The following is a 14,702-nucleotide window of genomic DNA, read 5'->3' on the forward strand; positions in this document are numbered from 1 at the left end:
TCTGCGACACTTCCCGGGTGAACACCGCAGCACCCCCACCGCGAGACGGCGCGCCGCAGGTCATCGCCGTCGTCGGCCCCACCGCCGCCGGCAAGTCCGACCTCGGGGTGGCGCTCGCCCGGCGGCTCGGCGGTGAGGTGGTCAACGCCGACTCGATGCAGCTCTACCGGGGCATGGACATCGGCACCGCCAAGCTCGGCCCGGACGAGCGCGACGGCGTCCCCCACCACCTGCTCGACGTCTGGGACGTCACCGTCCCCGCGAGCGTCGCCGCCTACCAGCGGCTCGCGCGCGCGTGCATCGACCGGCTCGTCGCCGCCGGCCGCACCCCGGTGCTCGTCGGCGGCTCCGGTCTGTACGTGCGCGGCGCGCTGGACGCCTTCCACTTCCCCGGCACCGACCCCGCCGTCCGCGCCCGCCTGGAGGAGGAGCTGGAGCAGCGCGGCAGCGGCGCCCTGCACGCCCGGCTCGCGGAGGCCGACCCGGCGGCGGCGCAGGCGATCCTGCCGAGCAACGGGCGCCGCGTCGTCCGCGCCCTGGAGGTCATCGAGATCACCGGGCGCCCGTTCACCGCCCAGCTCCCGGGTCCCGACGAGGAGCGGGGCGTCTACCGCGCCCTGCAGATCGGGCTCACCGTCGAGCGGCCCGAACTCGACGCCAGGATCGCCGCGCGCGTCGACCGCATGTGGGACGCCGGGCTGGTCGACGAGGTGCGCGCCCTGGAGCGCACCGGACTGCGCGAGGGCCGTACGGCCTCCCGTGCCCTCGGTTACCAGCAGGTGCTCGCCGCTCTCGCGGGGGAATGCACCGAGGAGGAGGCGCGCGAGGAGACCGTCCGCGCCACCCGGCGCTTCGCGCGCCGGCAGGAGAGCTGGTTCCGGCGCGACCCGCGCGTGCGCTGGCTGAGCGGGGCGCGTGAAGGGCGCGAGGGGCTTGTGGAACGGGCCTGGACGCTGGTCGAACGGGCGGTCACATCCTGATCACGTGATGGCATCGGGACGCTCCAGCAGCCCGGTCGGGCGGGGTCACCGTGCCATCATCGACCAAGGTTCTGACAGCGTGACCGTTGAGTAGGAGGGCGCGTGGCGATGGAGGCCGGCCCTCGCGACACGACGGACGCGGCAGCGCCGGCACCGGTCGGCGGCATGCCGCCGCGGCCGGTGCTCCCGGCGATGCCGCCCCCCCTGCCCGACGACCCGGAGGCCGACCTCGCCGAGCCGTTCGACGACCCGCCCCCGCCGCCCGCCCCCGCGGACGACGTGGCCGGCGCCGAGGGCGGAGCCGGCCCGGACGGCACCGACGTCTCCTACGCCGACCTGCGGCCGCCCCGCAGGCTGCGGCTCGTCCTGTTCGCCCCCATCGTGCTGCTGAGCCTGCTCGGCTCGCTCATGTTCGCGTTCCCCCTGGCGTTCGCCTTCGACGACGCGGGCGCCGTCGTCGCCATGCTCGGTCTCCTGATCGGCTGCAGCGCGGCGGGCTGGGGCATGATGGCCGCCCGCAGGGCCGGGTTCACCTGGCCCGGCCTGCCCGCGCGCGGATCGGGGCGCCGGGCGGACTGGCGGCTGCTCGCCCTGTACGGCGCGGGCCTCGGCGTGTTCGCCGTCCTCGCCGTGCTGCGGGTCGCCGGGCTGCGCTGACCGCGTCCGCCACCGCCCGCGCCACCCCGTTACGATCGACGCGTGAGCACCGCACCAGCGCAGCCCGTCACCTTCCTCAAGGGCCACGGCACCGAGAACGACTTCGTGATCATCCCCGATCCCGAGGGCCGGCTCGCGCTCGACGCCGCCACGGTCGCGCGGTTGTGCGACCGGCGCGCCGGCATCGGCGGCGACGGCCTGCTGCGCGTGGTGCGCTCGGCGGCCGACCCGGAGGCGCGCGGCATGGCCGACCGCGCCGAGTGGTTCATGGACTACCGCAACGCGGACGGCAGCATCGCCGAGATGTGCGGCAACGGCGTGCGCGTCTTCGCCCGCCACCTGCGCCGCGCCGGCCTGGTGAAGGGCGACGGGACGGCCGTCGCGACCCGCGCCGGCGTGAAGCGGGTGCGGTTCACCGGCCCGGAGGACGGCGGCACCGTCGAGGTGGACATGGGCACGGCCGTGCTGCCGGCCGGCCCCGACCCCTCCGTCACGGTGACGGTCGACGGCCGCGAGTGGCCCGCGCGCCACGTCGACATGGGAAACCCGCACGCCGTCGCGTTCGTCGAGCGGCTGGCCGACGCCGGCCGTCTCCTGGACGCCCCGGCGGTCGGTCCCGCCACCGCGTACCCGCGCGGGACGAACGTCGAGTTCGTCGTCGACCGCGGCCCCCGGCACGTCGCGCTGCGGGTGCACGAGCGCGGCTCGGGGGAGACCCGCTCCTGCGGCACGGGCGCCTGCGCCGTCATGGTCGCCGCGGCCCGCCGGGACGGCCTGGACCCGGTGCGCGACGGCCGGCCCGTCACGTACACCGTGGACGTCCCGGGCGGCACCCTGCGCGTCACCGAGACCGAGGACGGCACGGTCCTGCTCGCCGGCCCGGCCGTGATCGTGGCCGAGGGCGTCATCGACCCCGCGCTGCTCGCGCCCCCGTCCGCCTGACCGTCCGGGACGACGCCGCGTGACACGCGTCTTTCGGTCATGTTTCCCGGACATTCGTCACTCGGGCGGGTGATCCGGGACGGCCGGTGTCCGGGCCGGCCGCGCGGCTCGGTAGCATCAAGCACCGGCGCCGCAGCGGGATCACGGGTCACGGGGATCACGGAGGACGAGCCGCGGTCCGGTCACTCGACCGCGGAGGTGCCCATCCCATGAGCGCAGAGGCCACCACGACCGGCGGGATGTCCAGCGGCGCCGCCCGCGCCGCCCGGGGGAGCCGCAGGGAGACACTGAGGGACGTCCTGCGGCTGCGCCGCCTCGGCCGCGCCGCCGTCTTCGGCACCGCCGACCGGCAGCACCGCCTCCCCGACGCCCTGGAGCACGTCGCCCAGGCCCACCGGCGCCACCATCCCGGCGCCGACCTGGCGCTCCTGTCGCGCGCCTACCTGCTCGCCGAGTCGGCCCACCGCGGCCAGTACCGCAAGAGCGGCGAGCCGTACATCACGCACCCGCTCGCCGTCACCCTCATCCTCGCCGAGCTGGGCGCCGAGACGATCACCCTGACCGCCTCCCTCCTGCACGACACCGTGGAGGACACCGAGGTCACGCTGCCGCAGGTCCGCGCCGCCTTCGGCGAGGAGGTCGCCCACCTCGTGGACGGCGTCACGAAGCTGGAGAAGGTCGACCACGGCGCCGCGGCCGAGCCCGAGACGTTCCGCAAGATGCTCGTCGCCACCGGCAGCGACGTCCGGGTCATGTCGATCAAGCTCGCCGACCGGCTGCACAACATGCGCACGCTCGGCGTCATGCGGCCCGAGAAGCAGGCGCGGATCGCCCGGGTCACCCGCGACGTGCTCATCCCGCTCGCGGAGCGGCTCGGCGTCCAGACGGTGAAGACCGAGCTGGAGGACCTCGTCTTCGCCGTCCTCCACCCCGAGGACCACGCGCGCGCCGAGCGGCTCGTGCGCGATCACGCGACCCGCCCCGAGCCGCTGGCCGGCGTCGCCGAGTCCGTACGGCAGGTGCTGCGCGACGCGGGGATCGCCGCCGAGGTCGTGATCAGGCCGAGGCATCTGTTCTCCGTGCACCGTGTGCGGCTGAAACGCGGTGAGCCCGGGCCGTACGACTTCGGCCGGCTGCTGATCCTCGTCGCGGAGGACGCCGACTGCTACGCGGTCCTGGGGGAGCTGCACACCTGTTTCACCCCGCTCGTCGCCGAGTTCAAGGACTTCGTCGCCGCCCCCAAGTTCAACCTGTACCAGTCGCTCCACACCGCCGTCGCCGACGCCTCGGGCCATGCCGCCGAGGTCCTCGTCCGCACCCACCGCATGCACCGGGTCGCCGAGGCCGGGGTCGTCGCCCTGGGCGATCCCCACCGGCCCGCCGAGCAGGACGCCGCCCCGGCGGGCGTGCCGGCCCCGGAGGACGGCGAGCGCGCCGACCCGACCCGCCCCGGCTGGCTGTCGCGGCTCCTGGAGTGGCAGCGCCAGGCCACCGACCCCGACACCTTCTGGACGGCGCTGCGCGAGGAGCTGGCCCGCGACCGCGAGATCACCGTCTTCGCCGAGTCCGCCGATCTGGGGCCGCTCCAGCTCCCGGCCGGCGCCACCTGTCTCGACGCCGCCTACGCCCGGCACGGGGACGCCGCGCACGGCTGCGTCGGCGCCCGGGTGAACGGCAGGCTCACCGGCCTCGGCACGGTCCTCACCGACGGTGACGCCGTACGGCTCCTGCTCGCGCCGGGCGGGAGCTCGGGTCCCTCGCCCGAGTGGCTCGGCCACGCGACCACCCCGGCCGCCCGCATCGCGATCCAGCGGTGGCTGACGGACCGGCCCGTCCCGCCCGGCGACCTCCCCGAGCCCGTGGACGGGCCGGAGCCGCCGCCCGCCCCGCAGGTCGGCGAGCCGGCGGAGGGACGGTCCGGGGAGCCGGCCGCCGAGGTCTCAGGCGCCCCCGGTGTCCCCGTGCGCCTCGCCCGCTGCTGCACGCCGGTCCCGCCCGACCGCGCGGTCGGCTTCCGGGTGCGCGGCGGCGCCGTCGCCGTCCACCGGGACGGCTGTCCCGAGGCCGGCCGCATGACCGGTGCCGGCCGGGCCGCCCTGGTCGTCACCTGGCGGTCCGGATCGGTCGGCTGCCGCGTCACCCTCCGTGCCGAGGCCCTGGGCCGCCCCGAGCTGCTCGCGGACCTCACCGAGACCATGGCGTCCCACGGCGCGGCCGTCCTGCAGGCGGAGGTCGAGCCGCCGCGCCAGCAGCGCGTCCGGCACACCTACACCCTGCGGCTCCCCGACGCCTCGGGGCTGCCCCGCCTCATGCGGGCGATGCGGAGCGTCCCCGGCGTGTACGACGTGTCGCGCGCCGCGCACGCCCGCTGACGCGCCTTCCGCGGGGCACGGGGAGCGGCGCGTCCGTTAACGGGGTGACGGCGCGGTGGGGCCGTGCGAGCATGGTGGACGGTTTCCGCGATACCGACGGCGGGGACCCGGCACGGGACGGCGAGCGCGGCCCGCGGAATCTTCCGCGGCGCCCGGGCGTTGTCAAGGCAGCCGCACCGCCGGTGGAGGAACCCGCCGGCCGACTCCGACGCAAAGGATCGCATTGACCTTCTCTTCCCTTCCTCAGGACCACCAGCGCCGCACCGCGGACCGCCGGGCCGACGCCCTGATGGATGAGGACGCCGCCTGGACCGACAACGAGGCGCGGGACGGCGAGCAGTTCGACCGCGAGGAGCGCGCGGCGCTGCGCCGCGTGGCCGGGCTGTCCACCGAGCTCCAGGACGTCACCGAGGTCGAGTACCGGCAGCTCCGCCTCGAGCGTGTCGTGCTCGTCGGCGTGTGGACGTCGGGCACCGCCCGTGACGCGGACAACTCCCTGGCCGAGCTGGCCGCGCTCGCCGAGACGGCGGGCGCGCTGGTGCTCGACGGCGTGATCCAGCGCCGCGACCGCCCCGACCCGGCCACGTACATCGGCTCCGGCAAGGCCCAGGAGCTGCGGGACCTCGTCGTGGAGACGGGCGCCGACACCGTCGTGTGCGACGGTGAGCTGAGCCCGGGCCAGCTCATCCACCTGGAGGATGTCGTCAAGGTCAAGGTGGTCGACCGCACCGCCCTGATCCTCGACATCTTCGCCCAGCACGCCAAGTCCCGCGAGGGCAAGGCGCAGGTGTCCCTCGCGCAGATGCAGTACATGCTGCCGAGGCTGCGCGGCTGGGGTCAGTCGCTGTCCCGGCAGATGGGCGGCGGCGGTTCCAGCGGTGGCGGCGGCATGGCGACCCGTGGTCCCGGTGAGACCAAGATCGAGACGGACCGGCGGCGCATCCGCGAGAAGATGGCGAAGATGCGCCGTGAGATCGCGGAGATGCGGACCGGCCGCGAGGTGAAGCGGCAGGAGCGCAAGCGCAACAGGGTGCCGTCCGTCGCGATCGCCGGCTACACCAACGCGGGCAAGTCCTCCCTGCTGAACCAGCTCACCGGCGCGGGCGTCCTCGTGGAGAACGCGCTGTTCGCCACGCTCGACCCGACCGTCCGCAGGGCCGAGACGCCGAGCGGCCGGGCGTACACCCTGACCGACACCGTCGGTTTCGTCCGGCACCTGCCGCACGACCTGGTGGAGGCGTTCCGCTCCACGATGGAGGAGGTCGGTGACGCCGATCTCGTCCTGCACGTCGTGGACGGGTCGCACCCGGTGCCGGAGGAGCAGATCGCGGCCGTGCGCGAGGTCATCCGTGAGGTGGGCGCACGCGAGGTGCCGGAGATCATCGTCGTCAACAAGGCCGATGTCGCCGACGAGCTGACGCTCCAGCGTCTGCTGCGCGCGGAGAAGCGCGCCGTCGCCGTCTCGGCGCACACCGGCGAGGGCATCGCCGAGCTGCTGGAGCGCATCGACGCGGAGCTGCCGCGCCCCGGCGTCGAGGTGACCGCGCTCGTGCCGTACACGGAGGGCACCCTCGTCTCGCGGGTGCACGCCGAGGGCGAGGTGCTCTCCGAGGAGCACACCGACCGCGGCACGCTGCTGACGGCCCGTGTCCACGAGGACCTGGCCGCCTCCCTCGCGCCGTACGTGCCGGCTGCGCACGGCTGAGACCCGGCGTCCGCGCCCCCGCACCACTCCGGTGCGGGGGCGCCGTCGTATGCGCGGGTTCACCCGTGGGGAGGGCCGTCCGTCTCCGTGGCCCCCGGCCCGGGGCGGCGCGGCAGGACGAGTGGCGCGCCCGTGACCGGGTGCGGCAGCACGTCCACGGGGTGCCGGTAGACCCGGCTCAGCAGCTCCCCGGTGAAGATTTCGGCGGGCGGCCCGTCGGCCGCGATCCGGCCACCGTCCAGGACGGCGACCCGGTCCGCGTGGGCGGCGGCGAGCGCCAGGTCGTGCAGCACGACGGCGACGCCGCGGCCCGCCAGCGCCTCGGACCGGCACACCCGCAGGACCAGTTCCTGGTGCCGCAGGTCGAGCGCGGCGGTCGGCTCGTCGAGGAGTACGAGGGGCGCGCGCTGCGCGAGGACGCGCGCCAGCGCGACCCGGGCGCGTTCGCCGCCGGACAGGGCCGGGTAGGGCCGGTCGGCGAACTCGGCCGTGCCGGTGTCCGCCATGGCCCGGGCGACGGCGTCGTCGTCCTCGGCGGCGGCGGCCGTGCCGGCCCAGGGTGCCCGGCCCATCCGGACGACCTCGGCGGCGGTGAACGGGAAGGACAGGGCGGCGGACTGCGGCAGGACGGCGCGCCGCAGCGCCAGGTCGCCTGCGGACCAGTCGTCCGCCGGGCGGCCCGCGACCCGTACCGAGCCGCTCGCGGCCGCCAGGTCGGCGGCCAGCACGGACAGCAGCGTGGACTTCCCCGCGCCGTTGGGGCCGACGAGCGCGAGGACCTCGCCCGCGCGCACGGTGAGCGCGACGCCGTTCAGCACGGGCCGCCCGCCGAGCCCGAGCACGACGTCCCGCACCTCGGCCAGCGCCTCGCCCGGGGCCGGCGGCCCCGGGACGGTGACGCGCCGGCCGCCGAACCACCTGCGGTTCATGCCCAGCCTCCCTGCCGGTCGCGGGTCCTGCGCAGCAGCCAGAAGAAGAACGGGCTGCCGATCAGCGCGGTCAGGACGCCGAGGGGCAGTTCGGCGGGCTGCGCCGCGGTGCGGGCGAACAGGTCGGCCGCCAGCAGCAGCGCCGCGCCGCCCGCCGCCGACGCGGGCAGCAGGAAACGGTGTCCCGGGCCGGCCGCCATCCGCAGCAGGTGCGGTACGACGAGACCGACGAAGCCGATGACGCCGGCCACGGCGACCGCCGCGGCGGTGAGCAGCGCGATGACGAGCACGAGGACGAGCCGCAGCCGCTCCACGTCCACCCCCAGGTGGCGCGCGGGCCGCTCACCGAGGGCGAGCAGGTCGAGCCGGCGGGCGTACAGGGGCGCGACCATCAGCCCGGCGGCGGCGCACGGCAGGACGGCGAGCACCTTCGGCCAGGTCGCCTGGGAGAGCGAGCCGAGCTGCCAGAAGGTGATCTGGGTGATCTGCGCGTTGTCGGCGAAGAAGATCGCCAGGCCGATCAGCGCCATGGCGAAGGCGTTGACGGCGATGCCGGTGAGGATCAGCGTGACGACCTCGGTCCGGCCGCCGGAGCGGGCCAGGGCGTAGACCAGGGCGACGGTGGCGAGCCCGGTGAGGAAGGCGAGGACGGTGACCGTCCAGGTGCCGAAGACGTGCACGTCGAACGCGATGGCGACGACGGCGCCCACGGCCGCGCCCGGTGAGACGCCGATGACGGCCGGTTCGGCCAGCGGATTGCCGAACACCCCCTGCGTCAGGGCGCCGGCGCAGCCGAGGGACGCGCCGACCAGCAGTGCCAGGACGACGCGCGGCATGCGGACGTCCCACAGCACGCTCTCGCCCACGCGGTCCAGTGGCCGGCCGCCGATCCCCAGCCGGTGCCCGACCGAGGCGAGGACGTCGGGCACCGGGATGTCGTAGGCGCCGATGGACACGGACAGGAGCGCGAGTGCCGCCACGGCGGCGATGAGCGAGGCGAGGAGCACGGGTCTGCGGGCGGCCCCGCCGGTCCGCCGCTGGACGGGGAGGGCGCTCATCCGTCCTGGCTCCCGGCGTGGATCTGCTCGGCGAGCGAGGCGAGCACCTCGTCGGTGCGGGGGCCGTAGTTGAGGAGCATGCCGTCCTCGATGGAGGCGATGCGGCGGTCCATGCCGGCCGGGGTCTGGGCGACGCCGGGGATCCGGAGGAGCCCGTCGACCCCGCCGACGGAGTCGAGGCCCTTGGTCATCACGAGGATGACGTCGGGGGCCGCGGCGGCCAGTGCCTCGCTGGTGAGCGGGGTGAAGTCCTTCTCCAGCCCGGACTCGCTGCCGGCGTCCACCCCGCCTGCGGCCTCGATCAGCGAGACGGCGCCCGATTCCGCCCCGCCGAGCAGGTAGACGGACGCGGTGCCGCGGAGGTAGAGGAAGGCGACGCGCGGCCGGTCCCCCTCGTCCGGGAGGCCGGCGCGGACGGCGTCGATCCGTTCGGTGGTCCGCCCGGTCAGCTCGGCTCCGGCGCCGGGTACGCCGAGCGCCGCCGCGACGGCGGTGATGCGCGGGGTGACGTCCTCCAGGCCGAGCGCCGCGTCGAACACGATGAGGGGTACACCGGCGTCCCTGATCCGGTCGATGGCCTCGTCGGGACCCGTGGTGCTCTCGGCGAGCACCACGTCGGGGTGGAGGGACAGCACGCCCTCGGCGGAGACGTCATGGCCCCGGGTGACCACGGGGAGGTCGGCGGCCTGTTCGAAGGTGGCGGTGACGTCCCTGGCCACGACGCGGTCGCCGAGGCCGAGCGTGAACACGATCTCGGACAGGGAGCCGGAGAGCGGGACGATGCGGTCGGCCGCCTCGACGGTGACCTCGGTGCCGTCCCCGTCGGCGGAGGGCACGGTGACCGGCAACTCGGGTGCCGGCGGGGGGCCGTCGAGGGGTTCGACGCGGTCGGCGCCCTCAACTGCCGTCGATTCGGCGTCAGTCGTACTTCCGGTGGTGTCTCCGCCGCCGCAGCCGGCGAGCGACAGCAGCCCGAGGAGCAGTAGTCCGCACAGGGTTGCCCGTGTGTGGCGCCTCATATGTCCCGCACCTCTCATCCGTCCCGGTCGGCCGGTCCCCGGTTCGACTTATGCAAATCTTAGGTTAGCCTAACCTTACTTTGCTGACCGGGAGGGACCCCCGATGCTCCTCAGACGTACCCGGACGCACCCCGCCCTGTGCCTCGTCCTGCTGTGCCTGCCGCTGCTGACCGTCCTGTTCGCGGGCACGGCACGGGCGGCCGAGCGCGACATCACCGGCGGGCGGCTCGACTGGGGCATCCGGGCCTCGTTCCAGACCTATGTCACCGGCCCCGTCGCGAACGGCGGTTGGAGCCTGGGCGACGGTGCGGCGACCGTGGGCGAGAGCCAGTTCCGCTTCCACTCGGCGCAGGGTTCCTACGACCCCGACAGCGGCTCCTTCACGGCCGCGTACCGCGGGAGCGTGCGGTTCACCGGCCATCAGGACGGGAACGGCGACTTCGCCCTCGACCTCACGATCGCCAACCCCTCCGTGTCGGTGTCCGGTTCCTCAGGGACGCTCTCCGCCGACATGCGCAGCAAGGACCGCGAGACCGGGACGGTCAGTGAACGCAGCCAGGTGCCCCTCGCCGCCCTCGACCTGACCGGGGTCGAACTGCGCGGCGGCACCGGCCTCGCCGTCGCCGGCATACCGGCGACGCTCACGGACGAGGGCGCGGCCGCGTTCGCCGGCTACTACGCGGCGGGCGATCCGCTCGACCCGGTGACGCTCAGCGCGGACTCGACGGCCGCCGAGGAGGAGCGGCCGACGGCTACCGAGGCCCCGGACGGGAGCGGCGACGCGGAGCCGGACGAGGACCGGGACACCGGCGGGGCCGGTGACTTCTCCGGCGCCGCCGTCGACTGGGGCGTACGCCGCACCTTCCGCGAGTACGTCGGCGGCGACATCGCCCAGGGCTCCTGGACGGTCGGTGACGGCGCGCTGGACGGCGGCGCGCTCTTCCGCTTCACGGCGGGCGAGGGCACGGCCGACCCCGGCGGCGGGACGGTCCGGGCCGCCTTCACCGGCGCCGTCCGCTTCACCGGCACGGACCTCGACCTCACGATCAGCTCCGTGACCGTCGCGATCGCGGACGGCACCGGAACGCTGTCCGCCGACGTGACGACCGGTGCGGAGGAACTGTCCGGCGTCCCGCTGGTGACCTTCCCCGCCGACAGCGCCGACCTGGCCCCCGACGACGGACTGATCCTCCTGTCCGAAGTGCCGGCCGGTCTCACCGAGGAAGGCGCGGACGCCTTCGGCGGTCTGTACGCCCCCGGCACGGAGATGGATCCCGTCACCCTGGCCATTCCGCTCGACGAGGACGCCGCGCTGCCCGCGCTCCCCGACCTGGGCAGTGAACCGGCCGACGCCCAGACACCGGAACCCGCCGGCACCACGCCCGAACCGTCAGCCACCGCCGCCGCGACCGGCGGTGACGGGGACGCGGGCACACCGACCATCGCCCTCATCGCCGCGACCGGCACGGCGGCCGTTCTCGCCGCCGCCGCGGTCGTGGCCCACCGCGTACGCCGCGCACGCCGCGCGGCCGGCGCGCACACCCACACACCCGAGGAGACGGATCCGTCATGACCACGAAGAGATCGCTGCTGCTCGCCACAGCCACGGCGACAGTCCTGGGCGTCACCGCTCTGGCCGGCCCCGCCGTGGCCGACGACGGGGGCGCGCCCTCCGGGACCATCCCGCTGACCGCCGGCACGCTCGACTGGGGCGTCAAGCAGTCGTTCCGCACCTACATCACCGGCCCGATCGCGGGCGGCTCGATCACCCTGAGCGGCGGGGCCGGGACGACGGACAGCGGCGCCTTCCGGTTCACCGGCGGCACCGGCTCGTACGACCTGTCGACCCACGGCGTGTCCACCGCCTTCGCCGGCGGCGTCCGCTTCGAGGGGCACGAGGGCGCCCTCGACCTCGCCCTGGCCGACCTGCACGTCGTCACCGAGGGCACCAGCGGGGTGATCACGGCCGATGTGACGGTCGCCGGCACCACCACGCAGGACGTTGAGTTCGCCGCGCTCGACCTGTCGGCCGTCTCGCCCGGGCAGGGCGCGGACGGGGCCATGGTGTTCGCGGACATCCCGGCGACGCTGACGGCCGGCGGCGCGGAGGCGTTCGAGTACAACGGGCACGCGATGTACCCGGAGGGCACGGCCCTCGACCCGGCGACGCTGACCGTCACCCCGGGGGCGACCGAGGACCCGGAGGACCCGGAGGACCCGGGCGAGCCGACCGCTCCCGCTGAGCCGACGGACCCGGGCGAGCCCACGGACCCGTCGGAACCGACCGATCCCGCCGATCCCGCCGACCCGGCGGACCCCGCCGCCCCCGGGCCGTCCGGCACCGTCCACGACGGCACGCTCGACTGGGGCGTGAAGGAGTCGTTCCGCACCTACATCACCGGCCCGATCGCGAGCGGCGACGTCGAACTCGCCGGCGGCGCCACCAGCACCTCGGCCGGCTACCGCTTCCCCGGCGGCACCGGGAGCCTCGACTCCGGCGCACCGTCCCTCGACGCCGCCTTCGACGGCAGCGTCCGCTTCACCGGCCACGACGGGGTGCTCGACCTGACCTTCGCCGACCTGGCCGTCAGCATCGACGGCACCGGGGGCGAACTGATCGCCGACGTCACCGCCAGGGACTCGGCGACCGGCGAGCTGACCGAGTACGACGACCTCGCCGTCGCCGAACTCGACGTGCCGGCGGACGCGCTGACGGCGGGCGGTGACGTCCTCACCCTGGACGCGCTGCCCGCGACGCTGACCGACGAGGGAGCCGACGTCTTCGAGTACAACGGCACCCCCATGTACCCGGCCGGCACCGCACTCGACCCGGTCACCGTCGCGATCGCCCTCGACGAGGGCGCCGACCTCGGCGACGGTGCCGGCACCGGCCAGGGCACCGACGACCTGCTCCCCGCCGGCGGCACGACCACCCCGCGCGGCGGCGCGACCGGCGGCGTCCTGGCCGAGACCGGCGCGGGCATCGGCACCGCCGGTGCGGTCGGCGCGGCGGCGGCCCTGGTCATCGCCGGCACGGCCCTGCACCGCACGGCGGCCCGCCGCCGCGGCGCCGCCTCCTGACGGCCTGCCCCCGCCACGGGCCGTTGCGTACGCTGGGATCGACGTCCCGGACGGAAGCCCGTCCCCCCGCCCCCGGGCCACCCGGGAGCGGGGGAGCGGGCACCCCGGCCGGCCCACCACCCGTTGTAGGGTATGGATATCGCCCTTGACCTGCGTGATCGCGGGCAGGGAGCCTCGATCCCGGAGTACCTCCATGATGCGAACGATGTTCAAGTCGAAGATCCACCGCGCGACGGTCACCGAGTCCGACCTGCATTACGTCGGGTCGGTGACCGTGGACGCCGACCTCATGGACGCGGCCGATCTGCTGCCCGGCGAGCTGGTCCACATCGTGGACATAGACAACGGCAACCGCCTGGAGACCTACGTCATCGAGGGCGCCCGCGGCTCGGGCGTCATCGGGATCAACGGTGCCGCGGCCCACCTCGTCCAGCCGGGTCACCTCGTGATCCTCATCAGCTACGCCCAGGTCGACGACGCCGAGGCGCGCAGCCTCGTCCCGACCGTCGTCCACGTCGACGGGGCCAACCGCGTCGTGCGGCTCGGCGACGACCCGTCCGAACCGGTCCCGGGCGGGGACACCGTGCGCGGCCCGTTCGCCGTACCCCGGAGCTGACCGGCCGGCACCCCGCCGACGCCGAAGGCCCGGCACCCCTCCCACGAGCGGGGTGCCGGGCCTTCACGCGGTTTCCGGGATCAGCCGTCCTGCGCGCTCACGTGCTCCAGGACGCCCTGCGCCTCCGTGTCGAGGCGCGGGCCGGCCAGCCAGGTGCTCTCCAGCGGGCCGATGGAGTTGACGGACACCAGCTCGGCCTCGCCGTTCTCGCCGGTCCGCAGCCACGGGCCGCCGGAGGAGCCGCCGGTCATCGTGCAGCCGACCCAGTACATGACGGGCATCGACGCGTCGATCGACAGCCGGCCCGGGTCCCCGACGCAGCGGTACATCAGCGCGCCGTCGTACGGGGCGGCGGCCGGGAAGCCGTAGAGCGTCACCGTGCCGAGGCCGGCGACGGCGGGCGCGTCGAAGTTCACCGGGACCGCGGCGCCCACCGTCTCCTCCAGCGACAGGCCGCTGCCGCCCTCGGGCGCGACGGACAGGACGGCGAAGTCACCGTGCGAGCCGTCGCCGCCGGTGGCCGTGCCGTGGTCGATCCAGTACTGCGTCGTCGACACGTAGTCGGCCCAGAAGACGCCGTACGGGGCGACCTCCTCGAACGGCACGGCGCCCGAGTCCACGTCGGCCGCGGCGTAACCGTTGTTGTTGTACGCCGGGACGAAGCTGATGTTGCGGTACCAGCCGCCGCCGACGCCCGCGTGCACGCAGTGGCCGGCCGTCGCCACGAGGTTCGACTTGCCGGGGTGCGCCGGGTCCTGGACGACCGTGCCGGAGCACACCATCGGACCCTCGGGGCTGTCGAAGAAGACCTTGCCGATGGGCGCGCCGTTCTCGGTGTAGGGGGTCGCCACCGCCTCGGCCTGGACCGGCGCCGGCTCGGGGTCGGTGATGCCCCGGTCGCCGCGCGGGTCGCCCTCGTCGGGCGTCGACGGGGTCTGGTCCTCCTCGATCTGCCCGTCGTCGATGGACTGGCTCGGGTCCTCCGCGTCACCCATGCGGTCCGTGTCCCACAGACCCTCGATGATCGGGTTCACGAAGTCGCCGATGTCCCGCATCCAGGTGTCGGGGTCCCAGTCGGCCCAGCCGCCGTCGCGCCAGGCGTCGATGTCGAAGTCGAACGGCAGGCTGTCGATCAGGTCCTGGAGGCTCTCGTCCGAGCCCGCGGAGCCGCCGGAACCCGAATCGTCGGTCTCGGTCTGCTCGGTCGGTCCGTCGGCCTCGTTCTCCGCGTCGTCGCCGTTGCAGGCGGTGGCGGTGAGCGCGAGGCACGCGGCCACCGCAGCGGCCGCCACAGCGGCACGGCGGCGCGATCGCCTGCGTATCGATGACATGGGTGCTTTCCC

12 protein-coding genes are annotated in these 14,702 nt (G+C 75.0%); 8 read left to right on the forward strand and 4 right to left on the reverse strand.

All coding sequences use genetic code 11. The features are described from left to right. Window positions 1-17 precede the first annotated feature (17 nt). The 5 genes from miaA to hflX all read left to right on the forward strand — a co-directional run bounded on the left by miaA (window position 18) and on the right by hflX (window position 6,656). Complete coding sequence (miaA, locus tag EMA09_RS22590; protein WP_129842810.1) at window positions 18-980, forward strand: tRNA (adenosine(37)-N6)-dimethylallyltransferase MiaA; 963 nt, start codon at window positions 18-20, stop codon at window positions 978-980. Window positions 981-1,082: 102 nt separating this feature from the next. Further along, window positions 1,083-1,637, forward strand: a complete 555-nt coding sequence (locus EMA09_RS22595; protein ID WP_129842811.1) for a hypothetical protein — start codon at window positions 1,083-1,085, stop codon at window positions 1,635-1,637. A gap of 42 nt (window positions 1,638-1,679) precedes the next feature. After that, on the forward strand, window positions 1,680-2,579 hold the full coding sequence (dapF, locus tag EMA09_RS22600) for a diaminopimelate epimerase (RefSeq protein ID WP_129842812.1): 900 nt from the start codon (window positions 1,680-1,682) through the stop codon (window positions 2,577-2,579). A gap of 239 nt (window positions 2,580-2,818) precedes the next feature. Next, a complete protein-coding gene (locus EMA09_RS22605; protein WP_129844199.1) occupies window positions 2,819-4,951 on the forward strand; it encodes an HD domain-containing protein in 2,133 nt (710 codons plus the stop codon). 223 nt (window positions 4,952-5,174) lie between these two features. Next, window positions 5,175-6,656: a GTPase HflX gene (gene hflX, locus EMA09_RS22610; protein ID WP_129842813.1), complete on the forward strand. Its 1,482-nt coding sequence runs from the start codon at window positions 5,175-5,177 to the stop codon at window positions 6,654-6,656. 59 nt (window positions 6,657-6,715) lie between these two features. On the opposite strand, the gene EMA09_RS22615 is transcribed toward hflX, so the two are convergent. The 3 genes from EMA09_RS22615 to EMA09_RS22625 are packed head-to-tail and all read right to left on the reverse strand — an operon-like array spanning window position 6,716 to window position 9,662. After that, complete coding sequence (locus EMA09_RS22615; RefSeq protein ID WP_129842814.1) at window positions 6,716-7,585, reverse strand: heme ABC transporter ATP-binding protein; 870 nt, start codon at window positions 7,583-7,585, stop codon at window positions 6,716-6,718. Next, complete coding sequence (locus tag EMA09_RS22620) at window positions 7,582-8,643, reverse strand: iron ABC transporter permease (RefSeq protein ID WP_129842815.1); 1,062 nt, start codon at window positions 8,641-8,643, stop codon at window positions 7,582-7,584. The genes EMA09_RS22615 and EMA09_RS22620 overlap by 4 nt, the downstream gene beginning before the upstream one ends. Next, on the reverse strand, window positions 8,640-9,662 hold the full coding sequence (locus EMA09_RS22625; RefSeq protein WP_129842816.1) for an ABC transporter substrate-binding protein: 1,023 nt from the start codon (window positions 9,660-9,662) through the stop codon (window positions 8,640-8,642). The genes EMA09_RS22620 and EMA09_RS22625 overlap by 4 nt, the downstream gene beginning before the upstream one ends. A 103-nt stretch (window positions 9,663-9,765) precedes the next feature. Between EMA09_RS22625 and EMA09_RS22630 the strand changes: the two genes are divergently transcribed. The 3 genes from EMA09_RS22630 to panD all read left to right on the forward strand — a co-directional run bounded on the left by EMA09_RS22630 (window position 9,766) and on the right by panD (window position 13,359). Then, window positions 9,766-11,235: an HtaA domain-containing protein gene (locus EMA09_RS22630; RefSeq protein ID WP_129842817.1), complete on the forward strand. Its 1,470-nt coding sequence runs from the start codon at window positions 9,766-9,768 to the stop codon at window positions 11,233-11,235. Further along, complete coding sequence (locus tag EMA09_RS22635; protein ID WP_129842818.1) at window positions 11,232-12,743, forward strand: HtaA domain-containing protein; 1,512 nt, start codon at window positions 11,232-11,234, stop codon at window positions 12,741-12,743. Before EMA09_RS22630 ends, EMA09_RS22635 begins: the two co-directional genes overlap by 4 nt. A gap of 193 nt (window positions 12,744-12,936) precedes the next feature. Then, complete coding sequence (panD, locus tag EMA09_RS22640; protein WP_129842819.1) at window positions 12,937-13,359, forward strand: aspartate 1-decarboxylase; 423 nt, start codon at window positions 12,937-12,939, stop codon at window positions 13,357-13,359. A gap of 80 nt (window positions 13,360-13,439) precedes the next feature. Here the strand turns inward: panD and EMA09_RS22645 are convergent, their stop codons facing one another. Then, entirely contained in the window at window positions 13,440-14,690 is a 1,251-nt protein-coding gene (locus tag EMA09_RS22645; protein WP_129842820.1) for a hypothetical protein, read from the reverse strand. Window positions 14,691-14,702: the final 12 nt, after the last annotated feature.

Source organism: Streptomyces sp. RFCAC02 (assembly GCF_004193175.1).
Classification (GTDB): Bacteria; Actinomycetota; Actinomycetes; order Streptomycetales; family Streptomycetaceae; genus Streptomyces.

What these genes read in the sequence shown, in the direction of transcription:
- panD (WP_129842819.1), top strand. Translation starts at nt 12,937, where the DNA reads ATGATGCGAACGATGTTCAAGTCGAAGATCCACCGCGCGACGGTCACC.
- EMA09_RS22625 (WP_129842816.1), bottom strand. Translation starts at nt 9,662, where the DNA reads ATGAGGCGCCACACACGGGCAACCCTGTGCGGACTACTGCTCCTCGGG.
- EMA09_RS22645 (WP_129842820.1), bottom strand. Translation starts at nt 14,690, where the DNA reads ATGTCATCGATACGCAGGCGATCGCGCCGCCGTGCCGCTGTGGCGGCC.
- EMA09_RS22620 (WP_129842815.1), bottom strand. Translation starts at nt 8,643, where the DNA reads ATGAGCGCCCTCCCCGTCCAGCGGCGGACCGGCGGGGCCGCCCGCAGA.
- EMA09_RS22630 (WP_129842817.1), top strand. Translation starts at nt 9,766, where the DNA reads ATGCTCCTCAGACGTACCCGGACGCACCCCGCCCTGTGCCTCGTCCTG.
- EMA09_RS22615 (WP_129842814.1), bottom strand. Translation starts at nt 7,585, where the DNA reads ATGAACCGCAGGTGGTTCGGCGGCCGGCGCGTCACCGTCCCGGGGCCG.
- EMA09_RS22605 (WP_129844199.1), top strand. Translation starts at nt 2,819, where the DNA reads ATGTCCAGCGGCGCCGCCCGCGCCGCCCGGGGGAGCCGCAGGGAGACA.
- EMA09_RS22635 (WP_129842818.1), top strand. Translation starts at nt 11,232, where the DNA reads ATGACCACGAAGAGATCGCTGCTGCTCGCCACAGCCACGGCGACAGTC.